An 18,196-nucleotide genomic window follows, 5' to 3' on the forward strand; every position below is an offset into this window, starting at 1 on the left:
AGGCCATTCCCATTCGATCTGATTGGATAGAAAAAAGGTGATGTATTGAGATCAGTGCTTTTTGATGTCGATGGCGTCCTTGTCCATGGCTATACAGGGCAGTTGCAGCGCCGCAGGCGCTGGGACGAACATTTGCTGGCCGACCTCGGGATTGATTCCTCCGCGTTCACCGAGTTCTTCATCAAGCAGGTATTTGAAAAAGAAGTTCTGACGGGTCGGAAGGCGCTGATTTCCGCTCTCGAAGAGACCCTTCCGAAATTGGGCTTCCATGGCTCGCCCTTTGTCGTTGCCAGTTATTGGCTTAATCGGGACAGCCACATCAACATGCAATTGTTGGAGCTTGTCCGCCAAATTCGGCGAACAGGGCAGGTTCGGCTATATGTCGCCACCAATCAGGAGCACATGCGTGCCTTCCATCTTTGGAATCGCCACGGCTTTGAAAACCTATTCGATGATATGTTTCATGCTGCAAGGTTTGGCGAGCTAAAGCCGGGTCGCGGATTTTTTGAACGCGCCTCGGACATTCTTGGCGCCCAATCTGAGCCGCCACTTTTCTTCGATGACTCTGAGGCAGTCGTAGAAGCTGTCAATGCGTTCGGCTGGGAAGGGGTCCTGTATCAAGATGTTTCCGATTGCGCCGAGCACCCTTGGATTGCTCAGCTGTTGTCGCAGCACGCCTGAATTTGCAAGTAAAATGCCTATAGGAGACTAACTGTGAGAGGAAAACGGTGGGACCAATATGGCCTGATGGAAGCGCGATTGTCGGCGACGATGTCGAAAGATCCAGCGCGCAAGGTGGGGGCTTGCATATTAAGATCCGATGGGACGGTCGCCTCAAAGGGCTGGAATGGTTTCCCTCGCGGGTGCAATGACGATCCAAGGTTATACGAAGATCGGCGCCGGAAACTTCTCCGAGTTGTGCATGCAGAGGCTAATGCAATCGTTTCCGCGGGACAGTCGTTGAAAGATTGCACGCTGTATGTAAGTCCACTCCACCCGTGCGCCACCTGTGCCAGCCTAATTATCCAGAGTGGCATCGTTCGAGTGGTAACCGATCACCTGTCTGACCCCCAGGTGGAAAGAAGCATTCGACGAAGCGCGAGAAATGTTTGGGGAGGCCGGCGTCATAGTGGACGTCGTGGATCCAGACATATTGGATTGAGCACTACTTGCCGTGCTGCATCGCTCCCTGACCGATCGGATTCCCGTCTCCGATTTGATTTGGGATGACGTGCCAACAGCATCGTGTTTGCAAATTTGCTACGGTTACCCCGAAACACGACCGAAGCCCTTAATTGCGGACGAGCCCGAAGCGGTAAGCTTCGTCTAGCAGAGCTTTCACGGAAGACGGTTGCCATTTCCGGCCGCCACGTACGGGTCGTTCCCCCATTTGATCCAGTTGCGTGGCAATGTCGCGTAGCGACAGATTGGGATCGGCGATGGTGATCGCGGCGACCAGTTTCATCAGATGGTCTTCGGGTGCGCGACGTGGCGAGCGGGCCAACAACTCTGGTTCCGCCAGCTTCTCACGAACCATCCGGTGAACAGCGCGGCGGAGCCGCTCGACCGTCCAGTCATGGCCACGGCGGTTAAGGACACGGACGACATTGTCCCAACTATGCTGGGGCCGGAGCTGCCGCACGGTCGGGATCCACGTCTGCGCCGATGAGATCAGTTCGTCGAGATAAAGTTTCTCACGCGCTTGCGACACCGCCTTGATCGCTTCCGGTCGGCGCTCGCGCAGACCGGGATTGCCGGGAAGCTTGCCTCTGGCTTTCGCAGCCTTGATGCCAGCTTTGGTTCGTTCTGCGATCAGGGCGCGCTCGAGCTGTGCGACGGCCCCAAGCACCTGCAGCGAGAACATGCCCTGCGGTGTGGATGTGTCGATCGGATCGCGCAGCGAGCGGAAATGCACGCCGCGCCCTTCGAGGTCTTCGATCACCTGCAGCAGATGGCTGACCGATCGGGCCAGACGGTCGAGACGAACGACCACCAGTACGTCGCCGGCGGCGAGATCCTTCAGCAGCTTTATGAGCACCGGTCTCGCCCGGGATAAGCCGGATCCATGCTCCTGGTGAATGCGGTGGCAGCCGGCGGCGCGCAGCTCGTCGATCTGGGCGTCGTTGAGCTGATCGTCGGTCGAAACCCGCGCGTAGCCGATCAATCGCTGCGGCGGGGAAGGGGAACTGACGGTTGCAACCTGAGGCATCAGTTTTGGCTCATTTTTGAGGGCGTTTGTACAGATAATGAATGCGTGAGAAAATGAAGGTTTGCAAGCGTGTTTTATGGCTCAAATGGAGCGGCATTCAGCGCGTTTTCTCGCTTGAGCCCGGCGACCGCTCATCGCGACCCCTGAAGGCGCACCAGCGGGCATCCATGGCGGAAATGCCGTAAATCGGCGGTTTCTGAGGGGAGCGAAGCGGAACCGGTTATGTTGGACAGCCTTCGCTACCAAGGGGCGGTCGGGGAGGGGAGGAGCTCGACCCGTCCGGCGCGTCACTTCCGCTCGATCAGGCAGAATTTTCCACCGATCCTAAATGAAAAAGCTGCAAAAAGCCCGGATTTGCAGGCTTTCCGCCGATCCTCAAGGACTGACATTGGCTCATTTCTCTATAATGACAAAAACGTCCGATAAGGCAAGGTTATCGGACGTATTTGTTTAACGACAAGCTGTGCGGTTATAGCCGAAAATACTGGCATAAACTGCACGCATGCTATAAGCTCCCGGCATGGATTCGTTCGCCCTCGCAGCTGCTTGGATCGCTGTAGCGCCGGCGCCATTGCCGGCGTGGACGGTTCCGCGTGGGCGCGAGCCGACGGAGGCGGATGCCGCCGTCGCCGCCGGCATCGCGCTGAAATCACTCGATGATTTTGTTCGATCGCGGCGCGTCTACGCCGGTTGCTGGCGCGCGCGGCAGGCCCTGAAATGTGCCGCGACGGCGGTGCGGTGGTCGGGTCGAAACGAGGACGAAAAAGCGCTGCGTGATGCCGTTTTGCTGGCGCGTCCAGGCGACGATCCCGGACCCGCCGGCAAGGTGTTTTTGGCCTTCAAATGGTTGGCCAGCCGGAAACCGAGTTTTTCATCGAAAGCCATCGCCGAGCTAGCCGATCTGCTCGGTCTGGCCTGGGACGACCGGCTGGCGGCTGCTGTCGATTTTGCTGACGCATCGCTGCAGTCCGGCCGATCGCCACCGTTCACTGCGGCCGATCTGGTGGCGGCGATTGTGGCCAAACGGCCGGATGCCGAGGTGCTGGCCTTCGCGCTGGCCGATAGTCTGATCGCCGCGCTGCTGGCATGGGACCGGCCCGTGCCGCTGCTGATGGCCGAACGGTATGGGGCAGCCTTCAAGACGCTCGGCGGCAGGGGACGCGTGCGGCCCGGCGATCCAGGCTTCGCGCGGGCCGTCAGCCTGGCGCTGTTCACCGCGGTTGATGCCGCGCTGCGCTCAGCCGCCGAGATCGATCGCCGCGCTGCGCGGCTGGTGGACGTGGCGGCGAAACTACGCACCAAGGGCGCCGGCGCCGTCATCCGCAAGTTGCTCGACGAGGATGCCATGCCGGCTTCCGCACCGGGCACGGGTCTCTCCCGGTGGGCGAGCACGCGGCTGTTCGAGCGGCTGACAAGTTTTGAGGCGGTGCGCGAGCTGTCCGGCCGGTCGTCCTTCCGGATTTATGGGTTGTGAGGCGGCCGGTATGAGCGCGACGCCGCAGCCACGCCGCAACGCCAAAAGAAATCCCCAGGACGATGTCCTGTACGATCGGGAGCTGGAGGATCTGCCGCCGGACCTGCGCTGGCGCGAATGGATGCTCAGGGTCGAGGCGGTGATCTTCGCCTCGGCCGAGCCGGTCAGCCGCGAGACGCTGGCGCGGGTCGTCGGAAAAGACTGCAGCGTCGACCTCTTGATCGACGATTTGCGGGAAGAGTTGCGCGATCGGCCTTATGAACTAGTGTCAGTCGGCGGTGGCTGGCAGCACCGTACCCGGACGCGCTTCGCCGAGACGATCCACGCCTCGTCGGCGCCGACGCGCGGCGGGGCGGCGGTGCTGTCGGAGTTCGAGGCGATGGTTCTGATGGCGGTGGGCTATTTCCAGCCGGTCACCCGAGCCGAGCTCAGCAAAATCTTCGGCAAGGAAGTCAGCCGCGACACGATCGCCAACCTGAGGGCTGCCGCATTCCTTGACCCAGGCCCGCGCAGTCCGACGCCCGGCGCACCCTATACCTATGTGACGACGAAGCAGTTCCTGTCGATCTTCGGTCTCGGGACGCTGCGTGATCTGCCAGATATCGAGCGGCTGGAGGACGCGGGGCTGCTGAGCCGGCAAGCGCCGATGGCGGATGCGTTCGTCGGGCAAGAGGCTGACATCGACGAGGCAGAGGATGACTGAAGCCGTCGCGAAGCGAACGTGATCGAAACCGTTCACTGCAAGTCGGTGTCTGGAACCGAGGTTGCGTCGACAGCTTTGCGGCAATCTGCCGAAAATGTGAACGCGGCCGCCTTTTCCTGCAGCTCAGCAGGCGGTTGTTAAAAGCTGCCTCGGCCCTCTGGAGATATTCGAACTGCCCGCTCCGGGCGACGGAATAGCGGGACCGCACCGTGCTGGCTGATGTGATGAATGGGCTTCAATGCCTCGATGGCGGTCACCCTCGGCTTCATCGCGTTTGGTAACCGGCGCAGTTTCACAGTCGGGCTGCTTCTACAAGACCACGAAATACAGCGTTACCGGGATGGACCGTGTCGGCAAATAGCTCTTGATGCCATTGAAGACCGATCGCAAAGGCGCTGGAAGCAACTTCGATAGCCTCTACGATCCCATCGTCAGCTCGAGCGCTTACCACGACGGCTGGTGACAGTTGTGCGATCGCTTCACGATGGAATGTGTTCACCCTGATGCGATGCTTTCCGATTATCCGTGCCAGCCGTGATTCAGGAACAATCTCGACCGCGTGAAGATGGTCCCGCTTGTCGTGCTCATCGGCGGCTGGAAACGACAAGCGCAGATCGCAAGAAAGACGGCAACCGTTCAAACATGCGAGCATCTGCATCCCGGCGCAAATGCCGAGGACGGGCTTATCCCGCTCGAGATAGCCCTCCACGATTGCCCTTTCGACGTCGAAACGTTCTGATGGCGGGGCTTTGGAGACTTCACCAGCGATGTACCAGTCGTCGGGATAGGCAAATCGGCCGCCCACGGAGACCAGCCCATCGAACTCGTTCAAAACGGAGTTCACGACTTCAGGCAGATATGGGATGCCAAAAGGAAGTCCTCCGGCGTCTCTCACCCCCCGGAAATATCCTTTGGCCGCCTCATAGCGCGTCCCACCGGTGCTGGTGTTCTCGTCAAGAATTACGGCGATGCGAGGTTGCCGCATAAGATCTGGCTTTCCGCCTTAGGCGTTTTCAAACGATTTTTGAGCATGTTTCGGATCATGAAACCATAAGCGGCGGTTCATGGCGAGTTTGACGAGTGATACCAGCATGGAAATTGATATTCAGCCGGTGAATCTTCAGACGCGGACGCACTTCTCAGACATTTTGGAGAAGGCCAGTGCGTGGCAAAAGAAGCACGGGTCCGAAGGTTGGAACTATCCGTTCGACGACGAATGGATGCTGCCGCGGATTGAGCGCGGCGAGTTGTTTCTTGCATATTTGGAGGAGCTACCGGTCGCGGCATTCCGGATACTTTGGGAGGACCGCCCATATTGGGGGGCGAAGGAGACCGGCGACAGCATCTACTTGCATACATTTGCAGTGCGCCGCGATAAGGCCGGCCACGGAATTGGCGAGACTGTGATCGACAAAATCGTGGAAATGGGAAGAAAACGAAACTTGGTGAATATCAGGCTTGATTGCTCCCTCTCCAGCTCGAGACTGATTGCCTATTATGAGCGAAACGGCTTCGCTTCCGTGGGAACGACGCTCATGAACGGCAAAATGATGAACCTGATGGAGCGTCCTTTATAGACCCCTCGGAGCGTTTCGTAGCCCGCGATATTTTAGGGCGAGGGTTTTCCAATTCAACTGTACGCAATCCGCTTAAGGCAGATGCTAGCGAGCCATTGTCACGACTGGTTCGGTCTTAGCCTGTCTGGGGGCAACAGTTCTTGTTCGGTCCCTCTAGCTGCCGGCGCGGCCGAGCGCATGATGCGGGCGGCGAGCCAGATTCAGCCGGGCGATGGCGATAAAGGCCAGTACTGCGATATTACCGACGGCGGCCGCGATCGCGAGCGACCATGAGACGCCAATATTCTCCATCAGGAAGGCAAGCACGAAGGGTGCTGTTGATGAGACCACCAGACGGATGGCCAGCACCTGTCCCTGTCGCCGTCCGTAACCCTCACTGCCGAACAGCGCCAGCGGCAAGGTTCCCTGGACGATGCTGCTCAACCCCGAGCCAAGGCCGAAGACCACCGCGAACAGCAGCGCGCCTGGTACGGACGGGGCGGTGACGATCAGGATGACCAGCGCCGCCGGCAACAGGACGGCGGAGATCAGCGCCAGCACCAACTGCGACAGTCCGCCTCCGAAGATCATGTTGATGAACCGGCTTAGCACCTGCGACGGACCAAACAGCGTCCCGACCATGACTGCCATCGCTCCTAGCCCCAATCCCGACAGCACCGGAACCATGTGAACGAGGAGCGTAGCATTGACGAAGCTTTCCAGGGCAAAACCTGTCACCATCAGCATGAACGCCGGCGCGCGGATCGACGGCGCAAGACTTGGCGCCACATGCTTTGCAGGTTCGCCCGATGAGTCCTTGCGGCTCCTACTGACGCTGGACGACAGCCACGCATGGATCGGCAGGCAGACGGCGACATTGAGTACGGCAAAGACCAGATAGACATTCTGCCAGGCCATGTGTGCGTTGAGCGCCGTGGTGATCGGCCAGAAGATCGTCGAGGCGAAGCCGGCGATCAGCGTCAGGTAAGTGATACTGCGTTGCGCGACCTTGGGGTTGATCTGCACGAGCAGTGCGAAGGCGGCGCCATACTGCACCAGATTGGAGGCCGTCTCGATGGCGATCAGCGCCGCAACGAAGGCAATCTTTCCGGGCGCAAAAGCGCAGGCGACAAGGGCCGCGGCGGCAATTGCCGATCCACCGGTCATGACGCGACCGGCGCCAAAGCGATCGATCCATTTTCCCATCGTCGGTGCAGCGAGACCACCAATCAGCAGAGCGGCGGACAGCGACCCAAAAATCCATTCCGACGACCAGTTCAGATCCCGCGCCATGCCAGGCGCGAGGATGCTGAAGCTGTAATAGAGCGTTCCGTAGCCGATGATCTGCGTGAGACCGAGGGCGAGGATCGCTGCGACAGGCGGCCGGTCGGTGCGGATCGTCGTCATATGGATTTGAGGCTCACGCGCTGTTCGAGTTTTTCGGCCTCTTCCTTGCGCTCGCTGTAGCGGTCGGTGAGGTAAGCGGAGGCGTCTCGCGTCAGCCAGGTAAATTTCACCAGCTCCTCGCAGACATCAACGACACGGTCGTAATAGGAGGACGGCTTCATCCGGCCGTCGGTGTCGAACTCCAAGAACGCCTTTGCCACCGACGACTGGTTGGGGATGGTGATCATCCGCATCCAACGGCCGAGGATGCGCATCTGGCCCAGCGCATTGAAGGACTGCGAGCCGCCGGAAACCTGCATGACGGCGAGCGTCTTGCCCTGCGTCGGCCGCACCGATCCGACCGACAGCGGGATCCAGTCGATCTGCGCCTTCATGATGCCGGTCATGGCGCCGTGACGCTCCGGGCTCACCCAGACCTGGCCTTCCGACCATGCCGACAGGTCGCGCAGTTCCTGCACCTTCTGATGCGTGACCGGGGCGGCATCCGGGAGCGGCAGGCCTTCCGGATTGAAGATCTTCACCTCGCAGCCGAAGTGTTCGAGGAGCCGTGCCGCTTCGTGCGCCAGGAAGCGACTATACGATACCGTGCGCAGCGACCCGTAAAGGATGAGGATCCGGGGCTTGTGCGTCGAAAAAGTCGGGCGAAGCGCCGCCAGATCCACCTGCCGCAGATACGCCGGCGACGATGCGGGCAGGTCAGACAATGCGCTTGCCCTCGGCGTCAAGCACCTGTTCGCCGTCTTCCTTGGTGAAGGCGCCCTTTTGGGTGTCAGGCAGAATGTCGAGAACCGCTTCCGATGGCCGCGCCAGCCGCGTGCCGAGTGGCGTCATGACGAACGGACGGTTGATCAGGATCGGGTCCTTTAGCATGGCATCGAGCAACTGATCGTCCGTCAGCGCCGGATTGTCGAGTCCGAGTTCGGTATAGGGCGTGCCCTTCTCGCGGATCGCTTCCCGGACGGTCAGGCCGGCCTCAGTAATCATTGTCACCAGTTGTTCGCGGCTCGGCGGGTTCTTCAGATATTCGATAACGGTCGGCTCGATCCCGGCGTTGCGGATCATTGCCAAGGTGTTGCGCGAGGTGCCGCAGTCGGGGTTGTGATAGATCGTGGCATTCATAGTTTAGCCTCTGACGATAGGGTTGACGAAGCATTTGGCTGCAGGAGCCAGGTAAACAGCAGAAGGGCTGCAACGGCGCCGGCGACCTCGGCGATCCAGAAGCCCGGAAGATCGACCGGGCGAATGCCGGAGAAGCTATTGGTCAGCGACCGAGCCAAGGCAACAGCGGGATTGGCAAACGAGGTCGAGGCGGTGAACCAGTAAGCGGCCGTGATATAGAGCCCGACCAGCCACGGCACGGCTTTCTGCTCGAACTTGATGCCAGCGAGGATCACCGCCACCAGGCCGAAGGTCGCCACACCTTCCGAGAACCACTGCGCCCCGCCGGTACGAACCTTGCTCGACAGGTCGATGAGCGGCAGCGCGAACATCAGATGGGCGGCGATCGTACCGAGCACGCCGCCAATGATCTGCGCGAGTACATAACCGGTGAGCTCGCGCCTTGGCAAATCGCGCGAGATTGCGAAGATCAGCGAGACCGCAGGGTTGAAGTGGGCGCCCGAGATTGGCCCGAGCACGGTGATCAGCACCACCAGGATCGCGCCGGTTGCCAGCGTATTGCCAAGCAGTGCCAGACCAACGTCCTGCGTCAACGAGGTCGCCATGATGCCCGATCCCACCACCGTCGCGACCAGCATGGCGGTGCCAAGACCCTCGGCGACAAGCCGGCGCGGCAGATCGAACCCGCTCATCAGCTTGCCTTCGACGGTTTTACGGTTGCGCCTTCCATGGCGCCGATCTGGCGCAGGTGCGTTTCCAGCGCAAGCCTGTCGATCGAGGCGAGCGGCAGGCTGACAAAGGCCGTGATCCGATTTTTCAGGTAGCGGGCGGCCTGGGCAAAGGCGCGGGTCTTCTCGATGTCGCTGCCTTCGACGGCGGCCGGATCTTCGACACCCCAATGGGCGCTCATCGGATGGCCGATCCACACCGGGCAAGCTTCACCGGCGGCGCTATCGCAGACCGTGAAGATGAAGTCCATTTCCGGTGCGCCAGGCTCGGCGAACTCATCCCAGCTCTTCGAGCGGAAACCGCTCGACGGATATCCGAGCGCCTCAAGCTCCTTCAGGGCATGCGGATTGACCTCGCCCTTTGGCTGGCTGCCGGCCGAGAACGCCTTGAAGCGGCCTTTCCCCTCGGCATTGAGGATCGATTCTGCCAGGATCGAGCGGGCGGAGTTGCCCGTGCAGAGAAAGAGTACGTTGTAGATGCGGTCCGTGGTCATTGCAGTTTCTCCTCCATTTTAGGGGTACAGCAGGCCGCGACTTCCGCAGCCGGTGCGCAGATTTCCGGGCGGCCGGCACAGCAGTCTTCCATCAGGAAGCGGACCAGGCCGCCGAGCGCTTCGTAATTCGCGGTGTAGATGATCGAGCGGGATTCACGCTTCTGGTCGATCAGCCCCGAACGCTCCAACTCCTTCAGATGGAAGGAGACGTTCGACGGCGAGACCTCGGCCTTTTCGGCGATCGCGCCTGCTGCCAACCCGTCGGGGCCGGCAACCACCAGCATGCGGACGATCTGAAGACGGGTCTCCTGCGACAAGGCGCCGAATGAGATGAGGGCTTGACGTCGATCCATATTTCAACAATCCTTGAATCATTGAAACGAGGATTAGCGTAAATGAACGCCATCGACAACAGCAAAATGCAGAGGGACGACATCAGCCTCGGCGACCTCATGGGCGTGCTTGCGGGCGCCAAGGATTCGCCGCTGGTTTTTTATTTCAATGGTCAGCCAGTGAAGCCCGGCTATCACGTCACCGAGGTCAAGGCCGGCCAGTTCTCCGCCCTCGACTGCGGCGCCAATCCGGAAGCCTGGTCCGAGATCTTTATTCAGCTCTGGGATATCGAGGAGGGGGATCGCACACACATGCAGGCCGGCAAATTCTACGCGATCATCCGCAAGGTCACCGAGCACGTGAAGCTCGATGATACTGCCAAACTGACCTTTGAAGTCAGCGACGGTGTTCAGCCCATGCAGCTCTACTGCGCTGCCATGCCAACGCTGCGCGCCGGCGCCGTCCACGTTGAACTGTCGCCGAGGCCGGCAAGCTGCAAGCCGCGTGATCGCTGGCTGGCCGAGCAGCAGGCCCAATCACAATCATGCTGTGGTCCGTCGGCCGGAAAGACTGCCTGCTGCCCATAGACTCACGGATCGCCCGGCGGCAGGCCGGTTGTACCGTCGTTTCGACCGGGCGCCCGGGATGGCTCTTGCATGATCCGCACATAGGCGGCCAGCAACGCGGAAAGCGTAGCGACCCGCGGCTGGACTCTCGTAGGGCAGCGCACGGTGGCGCGATGCCTGTGCCGTCGGCGTTCGAGAGCATGGGCGAGCAGCCCGATCAAACGGCCGTGACCACCTACCAGCAGGATAGAGCGTCGCCAATGTGCGGTCGCAGCGTCGTCGACAGCAGGCAGCCAATCATTCGGTCGCAGGGTAAGCCGCTCGAAACATCGGATGCGCGCTGATGTCGACAGGCGGTTAAGGGGCGCCATTGAATAGAGCCCGACGATGCTGGGCATGCTCAGCAGACGCCGAACGAGAATATTACTGCCGGCGGATCCGGCTATCACTTCCAGCTTGCAGATGTCGTTGAGGCAACGGTTGAGCCGTCGTGCCGCCGGGCTGACAATGGTTGTCGACGCCCGACGCAGATCGTAGCCGCAACGGGCACAGCGATGTTGCGGGACGAGTTCAACCTGGCTGAAAGCCGCAATCCGGCTGCGGCAGGATGGACATCGGTCGCGTAACCCGCATTTATGTTTTGCACATGCAATTCGGGTTGCCAGCCGCCACTCCCGCCGAAAATATGGTTCTGTGTCGCCGGCAAGGCAGCGTGGGCAAAACTGCAGCCAAGTTGAACCGTCGCGACGTCCTTGGCTGCCAAGCGGCAGCAGGAGCGCTCGCAACGGAGACGACGTCCATGACATCGCCGTGAGCTGGCGTTGCGTAACACCGGTGCGCGCGCATAGCAGGTTCGCCACATCGGTCGGGAGCTTCAGGTCGAGCGACGCCGACCACATCCCCGAACGGAGGCCTAGCACGCGAGCGAAGGTTCTGGGCGCGATGCCATTTGCGAATGCGAGCCGATGCAACCAGCTCGACAGCAATTCGTCAGGCTGCCATGTGGGAATGATCGGCCACCGGTCCGAGACGACGTCACGGTATCGCTCCTGGATGCGTACGATCAAGCCAGGTGCCTTGGCCTCCGTCATAGAAGCCTCTCGCGCAAGATTGAAGTGCGCCGCTGCGAAAGCGGGACGTGGCGGAGTTCGTCGATTCCGGCCTTAGTGATGCGCTCGGTCCCCGATCTTATCGCGTGGATCGCCACCTTGGTGACGATGGTGACGATCTCGCCGATCAGTCCCTCCGACAGGGCGAATATGCGACGGGCCAATCGTTCATCCGATAAATCCGAGCTTCGCGTTAGGGGAAGCGCTGCTTCCAGGCTGTCGAGGAGCATGAAATAGTCCTCGTCATATTGCCAGCGCGGAACCGCGACGAGGTCGAAGCGGCTCGCCATTTCACTGGTGGCGTTGACGAGGTCATAGACGGCCACTTCGCCGATCAGCACCGGAGAGACATCATATTGGCGGCCGATGCGGCGCAGGAAAGCGAAGACCGCCTCTATGTCGCGATCACGTCCTCGCAATGCATTGTGAAACTCGTCGAAAATCAGCACCCTCGGCTTGAGGCTTGCCAGCAAGTGATCGAGTTGTTCGGCCTTGCGGCCGATATCCCGCATCTCGGCGCCCGGCGCCCGCAGCCCCTGCAGAATACTCGCGTAGAAGTGGCCAAGCCCGGCACCCTCGCGCGTTTGAACGATCCACACTCTTTGCTTAGGCGCGGTTCTTAAGTGTTCGACCGCAAAGCGCTCCGCAATCATCGTCTTGCCGTTGGCGTATGGGCCGAGCAGCATCAGGCCCTGCGTCCGCAACGACTGAGGCCGTGATAGCAATTCCGTTAGCCGTCGATGGGCGTCCTTGGCGACGTGATGCCCGATCCATCGCGGGGCGCGGATATAGGCGATCCGGTCCTCTGGATCGCGATCCAGATAGGGCCGGACATGGTCCAGCAGATGATCCGACATACTGGCTACCAATCTTCGACTGGCAGCCTGCGCTTTTGGCGCTTGGGATGTTCGCTAGGAACAGACGCTTGCGACCGCACGGCCGCATACGGCTTTGCCGCCGCGGCGGCGTGCGCGCTACGCGTCGCATCCCGCAACTGGCTTTTGGAGGGTTTTGCTGCTTCGACAATGGTTGCGATCTCGCGACGAAACGCGACCTTTTCGACATTGGAGCGATGGTTTGCCACGCGTCGGTTCGCGCGCTCGATCTCATGCTCCCAAAGCGTCACAGGCGCGAGATAACCGTCGCGCCGTTCGACCGGCCGAAATTCTGCGGTCTCCGGATCCCGGATATAAACATGGCTGATGTCCCGCGGGTCGTATCGCACGTCCAGCTTTGCGAGCCGGTCGCGCCGTGGAACCAGGACGCCCAGCCATGGCGAATAATAATGAAGGGCGAATAGACTGATTCCTTGCGGCGACAGTCGCCTTTCCGCCCCAGGCAGGAACGACAGCAATACCCGTTGTGGATCGTCGTCGGAATGAGGCAGGTTCGCGCTGCTCCGCTGCCATACCGTGATCGGCACCTTCAACGTTTTCGAATTTTGCTGAAGATTGTGATCGATCACCGCCAGCGCGACGCAACGCTCCAGATCCGCAAAGCTTAGGCGTGCACGGCGCTCGGCCGGATATTCGTCACGGTCGACCACCGAGCGGCCCGACGAACCTGGATAAGCGGCGAGAATCCCGTTGAGCTTACCCAGCAATCGCTCGACCACGCCGCCCTGATGAACGCGGCCGCGATCGCGATAGCGGATCCGGATGCCATAGTCATCGCAGCCTCGTTGGAACGCATGTCCCTTGAATTCTTTCGCAGAATCCGTGACGAGCAGCCGCGGCCGGCCGCACATCGGCCAGACGTGATCGAGATTTCGCAAGGCAAGCCATGGGCCTTTGGGGCAGATCGCCTGCGCCAGGCACAGCGCGACGGACAGGACGGAAGGCTTTTCCAGCGTCAAGCAGAATCCGACAATGGCGCGTGTCGCAACATCGGTAACAATCGTGAGGTAGGCACGGCCCACGAAGACCCCGCCTCCGTCGATCACCTCCACGAAATTGATATCGGTTGGGGTATGGTCGATTTGACAGACGTCGAGCGGATGCTCGGCGTGGATATAGCCCGGCCGCGGCTTTAACCGCAGCAGGTGCTTTGGATTGGCCGACCGGTTCCTGGCAATCTCTTCCGGCGTAAACAACACCGGAATGCGTCTTGCGATGGCGACCTGGGAAGGCGGGGCAAGGCCAGCCTCCTCGCAGCGGGCGCGGATCTCGGCGACGACTGGGGCAAGCGGCGGCGCCTCTAGTGTCAACCATTGCTCGCGCAGCGTTTCGTTGATGATGTCCTCGATCTCAAGTGAAAGCCGCTTGCGCCGGGTTGCGGCAACGCGGGGGAGCAAGGCGGTCACCGTCCGGTCGGCGCGATAGCGTGTAAGCAAGTTGTATACCTGCCGGGAGGATAGGCACAGTTCCGCCGCCGCGCGCGCGATAGCAGGTTGCCTCGGACCGACCTCATCGAGAATCTTGTCCAGCTCACGGGCTGTACGGCGCGCCGTCGTCCATTGCTCGCCCGAAATCGCGCGAGCCCCAGCTGACGTTCGATCGTGCAATCGCTTTGGCAAAGGTGGACTTCATTGAAATCGTTAGCGGAAAATCGTTCCCTTTTTATCGGCTAAACCTAACTGCCGTATGACATTTTCCAGATTGAAATCGTAAAGTAAAAGCCACAGGCGCGGCTCGACGAGCGCATCGCCCGTTCCTCGGTTGGAGAGGGCTGGATCGCGCGCACCCATTTCGCCGACGCCTGCGCCTCGCTGTGGATCGATGGCGAACTTGTCCATCTCGAAGACCTCGTCCTCCATGACGGGCTGCGGGATGTCCGCACGCCGAGCCATGAACTGACGATCGCTCGCGACGTGTTGAGGACCCGCCGGCGCATCGCCGCGCAGCCACCTGGTTGGGCACTGTCCGCAGAAGGCATCCGAACTTTGCGACAGACATCGGACATCAATCCGGCCGACCCAGATGCAGTGGAGCCGGCCGTCGTCGTTCGGCCCGCGGTCAGGGATGATCCAGAAGGAGAGGGGAAAGACATCAATGAAGCCGAAAGGCTTCCCGGCGTCGACTATGCCGCCATTGATGCGCTGCTCGCCCGTTCGGAGGCGGCCATCGAGCAAGCAAAAAAGCCCGGCTGGGCTCCGGCCGATCCGCTGGTCTATGATCTCGACTGGGACGAGGATGCCCGGCTCGACGAATGGCGCGGGGTGCTGAGGCAGGCGCAAGACCTACCGGCGGTGATGCAGGCGATTATCGCCCTCGATGCCTGGAACGAATTGTCCGTGCTGCAACATGCGCCGTGGCTCGGCCGGTTGCTGGCCGCGTCTATCCTTCGTCAGGCCGGCATCACGTCAGGCGCGCATTTGGCCGCCATCAACCTCGGCCTCAAAACCATTCCTGTCGATCGGCGCCGGCATCGCGATCACGAAACTCGGCTGCTCGCCATCGCCCACGGATTTTTGGCGGCCGCCGAGATTGGCCTGAAGGAGCATGACCGGCTGGTTTTGGCGCGGACCTTGTTCGAGCGGAAGTTGGAAGGACGGCGGACCTCTTCAAAATTGCCGGACCTCGTCGAGCTCGTCATGGCAAAGCCATTGGTGTCGGCGGGGATGGTGGCCATGACACTGGACGTGACGCCGCAGGCGGCGCGGCGGATCGTTTTGGAACTCGGCTTGAGAGAGATCACGGGGAGGGGGAGGTTCCGGGCATGGGGCATCATCTAGCGCAACGCGAAGGAGTGAAGCCGACGGCACCGTTGGATATCTTTGCTGCGATAATAATGTCTTTGCGCCTTGGACCGGTTGCCACATAGCGCCATGGGACACCAGCGGCGCCTTTTGGTTTTGGACGTATCGATAAACAGCCAGCTGCACGTTTCACATTGCCACACCGTCCAGACATGGGCGGGACTGATCGAGCCCAATGCAGACTGGACGAGCAATGGCAGGTAGGTTGCGGTGATAATGTAGCCGAAGCCGCTGAGGCTGTAGGTGACGATCAGGCGCCCCGCCGTCATCGGCGCTGCATCAAAATGGAACGTAGATATTGTTGGTTCTTCTCCAGAACCCGATGCACTAGCTTTCGTGCGCTACATGGCACACCGAAGTGCGGCGATTTTGCGCCCGTCAATGGGTCGGAGCAGATGTTTGACCAATCTTTGGTCTCTCTGACGGCGGAATACACCAACTCTCTGAAACTGAAGATGCGCTGGCAAAGCTGCGCAAAGGACAAATGACGAATCGTCGCTCAGCCGCATTGACGAGAAGGCAATGGTCGGCATGTCCAATGGCTCCTTGTGCCGCGAGGTCGGTCCGATCTGGGCTTGAAGGAGAATGAGCTCAAAGGCATGATCTCGCCGTGGCGGCATCCGCAATCTAGAAGGAGGGCGCGTTGGAAGAGGGTAGCGCATAGACAAGGCTTGACCCGCCGGCTGGCCGGCGAGCCGTCGCGACGTTCGGAGCCCTGTCCATCCTCTGCGCCCTCAGTGCAAGTCCTCCCAGGCACTGGAAGCCGTGGAAGATATTCTGACGAAAGCGAGAGACTTTGGTTATAAATGTTATGAATATGACCTGATCATGCTGAAGGCGGAAATGATTTGGCAGAGCGGTCAACCTGACGACGCCGAGCAGCTGTTCGACAGACTTTCCGAACTCGAACGTGAGACAGGATATAAGGCGCTCCACCTCCAACGTATGCTTATTCAGATGAACCAGTCACCGCTGGAAGCCTATCCTGGGTAGGCAGCCGGCGCCGAAGCGCGCCGGGCTTCGGCTTGGTGATGCTTAAGATCGTTCAAAACGTTGCGAACAGTTGAGAGATCTCCAGCGACAGTCGACGCGCTCGATGAAAGTTAGGGGTCGCGGAATGCTGATCTGGAGAAATGTCCAGACCAGCCTGCTGCCAAGCGGTCACGGCGTGAAAACAGGTAGTTTTGCAAGCGTGGGCGCTGCGGATCTGGCTAGTCCGTCCAGCCTGGCGGCTTCCACCGCCCCCAAAGCTTCGAGCGTCCAGCAGAGCGACGACCGATGGGCCTCGACAGCTTTGCGCGAGGATTTCATGTCAAACGTCGACGATGCGATAAACTTTGCGGTCTTTCGGTTCTCTGTGGGCTCGCTGTACATCCCCAAGCCATGGCAAAAGAGGTATTTGTCGATGATCCGGTAGCCCAGCAACGGGTTGAGGCCCGCGTCACCGGCCTTCCGACAAATGTCCGTCGAGACGGCGCTCCAGCTCGGCGCGAGACATGCATAAAAGTCCGACATTTGCTGGAGCCCCGGTCGGTCAGACCCTGTGACCGCGGCACCGACATATTTGTCAAAAAGCGTCCACCCCTGCGGCTGAATGAACCAGGAAAGCTTTGAAAAGGCAGAGGCCAACTCGCGCTGGCTTGTTCGGCCGTCCTCGTAGGTAATGGTGACCGGCGTGCTCTCCGCCAGAATCTTCAGCGCTGTTGCGCGCGCAAGGACGTCTATAGAGAAGATGTCATGGGACGGCTTTTGTGCGAACGCTTCCACGATCTTTTGAGCTTGGCTTTCCTGTTTGTCGGACGGAATATTGCGGGAGACCGAATACGCCCGAGCGATCGTTCTTAGGCGAGCAATGTCGATGCTGGCAGTTGCAGGGGCTGTTGGCCGCCCGTCGCCGTCAATTGCCCCGGTCAGCTTCAGAAATCCAAAATCCGACGTGATCCACCACTTGTAGGCATCGATCACCGCCAAAAGCGCAAAATCATCCTTCGTCATCAAAACGATCTTTCCACATAAGTCCGCCTACGGCCTCCAAGGTCGCCAGCTCTGCCCATCAATTCTGCCGGATCCTGCGGCGGGTTTGCGGCGCGACACGGCCCGTCGAAATGCGACTTACCTAAAATCCGATCCGAAAAGTAAGATCTTGCTTTTGATCTGACATGCAAAGCTGAACGCCGCGTTACGAAGTTCCAAAGCGGACGATGGGAAGCCTGAGGCAGTTCAAACAATGAAGCTCTTTCAAAAAAAACCGGCGGCGCTGACATGTGAAGACGTGCTGGACGCATTTCGGGAAGATCCCGTTCGATGGTTCAGGTCCGGGAATGACGAAACCTTTCGTCGTGTGGATGACTGGGGCTTCGGACATACCGAACAACATCGCATCGTTTATTTCCCTCCCGTGTATGCCAAGCCGTATGGCTTCCAAATTGGCACGATCAGAGATGTCGAAATCAAGATCTGGATGGCAACGGCGTATTTCACCCACTTCGCGGTCGAGAAGTCGGCCATTATCGCGGGAACCGAAATCGATGTCAGGGGAAAGGGGATCGCATCCAGTATGATGCGGGCCTATTTGCGCAAGCTGCAAGACTTCTACCGGGTCAGATATGCCGTATTCGACACGACGAAAACACTAGGCGAGGGCGACTACGAGACATTTCTGACAGATCGTCTCGGCGCTCTTCCATACGAGGGTCCGACCTCGTTTCGATTGGATCTCGAAAGACCATTGCCGTGAAATCTTGGGAAGCCGCGTAGCGTCGTGTTTGCTATCCTCGTGCCTCTAAGAAGGCCGTGGCACG

General features: G+C 60.0%; 20 protein-coding genes and 1 pseudogene. 8 read left to right on the forward strand and 13 right to left on the reverse strand.

Translation table 11 applies throughout. From position 1 onward, the window contains the following. Positions 1 to 54 precede the first annotated feature (54 nt). Positions 55 to 681, forward strand: a complete 627-nt coding sequence (locus tag QA646_RS26990; RefSeq protein WP_349254280.1) for an HAD family hydrolase — start codon at positions 55 to 57, stop codon at positions 679 to 681. 610 nt (positions 682 to 1,291) lie between these two features. Here the strand turns inward: QA646_RS26990 and QA646_RS26995 are convergent. Next, complete coding sequence (locus QA646_RS26995) at positions 1,292 to 2,209, reverse strand: recombinase family protein (RefSeq protein WP_283060838.1); 918 nt, start codon at positions 2,207 to 2,209, stop codon at positions 1,292 to 1,294. A 520-nt stretch (positions 2,210 to 2,729) separates the two neighbouring features. On the opposite strand from QA646_RS26995, the gene QA646_RS27000 reads away from it, so the two are divergent. Next, on the forward strand, positions 2,730 to 3,683 hold the full coding sequence (locus QA646_RS27000) for a DUF1403 family protein (RefSeq protein WP_283060839.1): 954 nt from the start codon (positions 2,730 to 2,732) through the stop codon (positions 3,681 to 3,683). A 10-nt stretch (positions 3,684 to 3,693) separates the two neighbouring features. Beyond that, a complete protein-coding gene (locus QA646_RS27005) occupies positions 3,694 to 4,386 on the forward strand; it encodes an SMC-Scp complex subunit ScpB (protein WP_283060841.1) in 693 nt (230 codons plus the stop codon). A gap of 292 nt (positions 4,387 to 4,678) precedes the next feature. Here QA646_RS27005 and QA646_RS27010 read toward each other — a convergent pair whose 3' ends face one another. Continuing rightward, positions 4,679 to 5,371, reverse strand: a complete 693-nt coding sequence (locus QA646_RS27010) for a gamma-glutamyl-gamma-aminobutyrate hydrolase family protein (protein WP_283060842.1) — start codon at positions 5,369 to 5,371, stop codon at positions 4,679 to 4,681. A gap of 106 nt (positions 5,372 to 5,477) precedes the next feature. Here QA646_RS27010 and QA646_RS27015 point away from each other — a divergent pair, with 106 nt between their 5' ends. Beyond that, positions 5,478 to 5,963, forward strand: coding sequence for a GNAT family N-acetyltransferase (locus QA646_RS27015; protein WP_283060844.1), 486 nt, complete (start codon positions 5,478 to 5,480; stop codon positions 5,961 to 5,963). A gap of 153 nt (positions 5,964 to 6,116) precedes the next feature. Here the strand turns inward: QA646_RS27015 and arsK are convergent, their stop codons facing one another. The 6 genes from arsK to QA646_RS27045 are packed head-to-tail and all read right to left on the reverse strand — an operon-like array spanning position 6,117 to position 10,043. Further along, positions 6,117 to 7,349 carry an arsenite efflux MFS transporter ArsK gene (gene arsK / locus QA646_RS27020; protein WP_283060845.1) on the reverse strand — a complete coding sequence of 411 codons (1,233 nt, stop codon included), beginning with the start codon at positions 7,347 to 7,349 and terminating at the stop codon, positions 6,117 to 6,119. Continuing rightward, complete coding sequence (arsH, locus tag QA646_RS27025; RefSeq protein ID WP_283060847.1) at positions 7,346 to 8,053, reverse strand: arsenical resistance protein ArsH; 708 nt, start codon at positions 8,051 to 8,053, stop codon at positions 7,346 to 7,348. Before arsH ends, arsK begins: the two co-directional genes overlap by 4 nt. Further along, the gene (gene arsC, locus QA646_RS27030; protein WP_283060848.1) at positions 8,046 to 8,468 is read right to left on the reverse strand and encodes an arsenate reductase (glutaredoxin); all 423 of its coding nucleotides are present in this window, start codon (positions 8,466 to 8,468) and stop codon (positions 8,046 to 8,048) included. Before arsC ends, arsH begins: the two co-directional genes overlap by 8 nt. Next, positions 8,465 to 9,160: an MIP/aquaporin family protein gene (locus tag QA646_RS27035; RefSeq protein ID WP_283060849.1), complete on the reverse strand. Its 696-nt coding sequence runs from the start codon at positions 9,158 to 9,160 to the stop codon at positions 8,465 to 8,467. Before QA646_RS27035 ends, arsC begins: the two co-directional genes overlap by 4 nt. Beyond that, entirely contained in the window at positions 9,160 to 9,690 is a 531-nt protein-coding gene (locus tag QA646_RS27040; RefSeq protein WP_283055111.1) for an arsenate reductase ArsC, read from the reverse strand. Before QA646_RS27040 ends, QA646_RS27035 begins: the two co-directional genes overlap by 1 nt. After that, positions 9,687 to 10,043, reverse strand: coding sequence for a metalloregulator ArsR/SmtB family transcription factor (locus tag QA646_RS27045; RefSeq protein ID WP_283055110.1), 357 nt, complete (start codon positions 10,041 to 10,043; stop codon positions 9,687 to 9,689). The genes QA646_RS27040 and QA646_RS27045 overlap by 4 nt, the downstream gene beginning before the upstream one ends. A gap of 42 nt (positions 10,044 to 10,085) precedes the next feature. On the opposite strand from QA646_RS27045, the gene QA646_RS27050 reads away from it, so the two are divergent. After that, complete coding sequence (locus QA646_RS27050; RefSeq protein ID WP_283055109.1) at positions 10,086 to 10,610, forward strand: DUF6428 family protein; 525 nt, start codon at positions 10,086 to 10,088, stop codon at positions 10,608 to 10,610. A 2-nt stretch (positions 10,611 to 10,612) separates the two neighbouring features. Here QA646_RS27050 and QA646_RS27055 read toward each other — a convergent pair whose 3' ends face one another. Genes QA646_RS27055 through QA646_RS27065 form a run of 3 tightly spaced genes read right to left on the reverse strand, consistent with a single transcriptional unit; the run spans position 10,613 to position 14,213 of the window. Next, a complete protein-coding gene (locus tag QA646_RS27055) occupies positions 10,613 to 11,680 on the reverse strand; it encodes a TniQ family protein (protein ID WP_283060850.1) in 1,068 nt (355 codons plus the stop codon). Continuing rightward, positions 11,677 to 12,555 carry a TniB family NTP-binding protein gene (locus tag QA646_RS27060; RefSeq protein WP_283060851.1) on the reverse strand — a complete coding sequence of 293 codons (879 nt, stop codon included), beginning with the start codon at positions 12,553 to 12,555 and terminating at the stop codon, positions 11,677 to 11,679. The genes QA646_RS27055 and QA646_RS27060 overlap by 4 nt, the downstream gene beginning before the upstream one ends. A 5-nt stretch (positions 12,556 to 12,560) precedes the next feature. Beyond that, a complete protein-coding gene (locus QA646_RS27065; RefSeq protein ID WP_283060853.1) occupies positions 12,561 to 14,213 on the reverse strand; it encodes a transposase family protein in 1,653 nt (550 codons plus the stop codon). 111 nt (positions 14,214 to 14,324) lie between these two features. Here QA646_RS27065 and QA646_RS27070 point away from each other — a divergent pair. After that, positions 14,325 to 15,371, forward strand: a pseudogene (locus tag QA646_RS27070) (RHE_PE00001 family protein); the annotation flags it as partial. Here QA646_RS27070 and QA646_RS27075 read toward each other — a convergent pair. After that, positions 15,368 to 15,664, reverse strand: coding sequence for a YbfB/YjiJ family MFS transporter (locus tag QA646_RS27075; RefSeq protein ID WP_283060854.1), 297 nt, complete (start codon positions 15,662 to 15,664; stop codon positions 15,368 to 15,370). The pseudogene QA646_RS27070 and the gene QA646_RS27075 overlap by 4 nt on opposite strands. A 496-nt stretch (positions 15,665 to 16,160) precedes the next feature. On the opposite strand from QA646_RS27075, the gene QA646_RS27080 reads away from it, so the two are divergent. Then, positions 16,161 to 16,388, forward strand: a complete 228-nt coding sequence (locus QA646_RS27080) for a hypothetical protein (RefSeq protein WP_283060855.1) — start codon at positions 16,161 to 16,163, stop codon at positions 16,386 to 16,388. Between the two features lie 168 nt (positions 16,389 to 16,556). Here QA646_RS27080 and QA646_RS27085 read toward each other — a convergent pair whose 3' ends face one another. Continuing rightward, complete coding sequence (locus tag QA646_RS27085; protein ID WP_283060856.1) at positions 16,557 to 17,390, reverse strand: hypothetical protein; 834 nt, start codon at positions 17,388 to 17,390, stop codon at positions 16,557 to 16,559. A 232-nt stretch (positions 17,391 to 17,622) separates the two neighbouring features. On the opposite strand from QA646_RS27085, the gene QA646_RS27090 reads away from it, so the two are divergent. Continuing rightward, positions 17,623 to 18,132 carry a hypothetical protein gene (locus QA646_RS27090; RefSeq protein ID WP_283060857.1) on the forward strand — a complete coding sequence of 170 codons (510 nt, stop codon included), beginning with the start codon at positions 17,623 to 17,625 and terminating at the stop codon, positions 18,130 to 18,132. Positions 18,133 to 18,196: the final 64 nt, after the last annotated feature.

This window comes from Rhizobium sp. CB3090 (assembly GCF_029714285.1).
Taxonomy (GTDB): Bacteria; Pseudomonadota; Alphaproteobacteria; order Rhizobiales; family Rhizobiaceae; genus Rhizobium.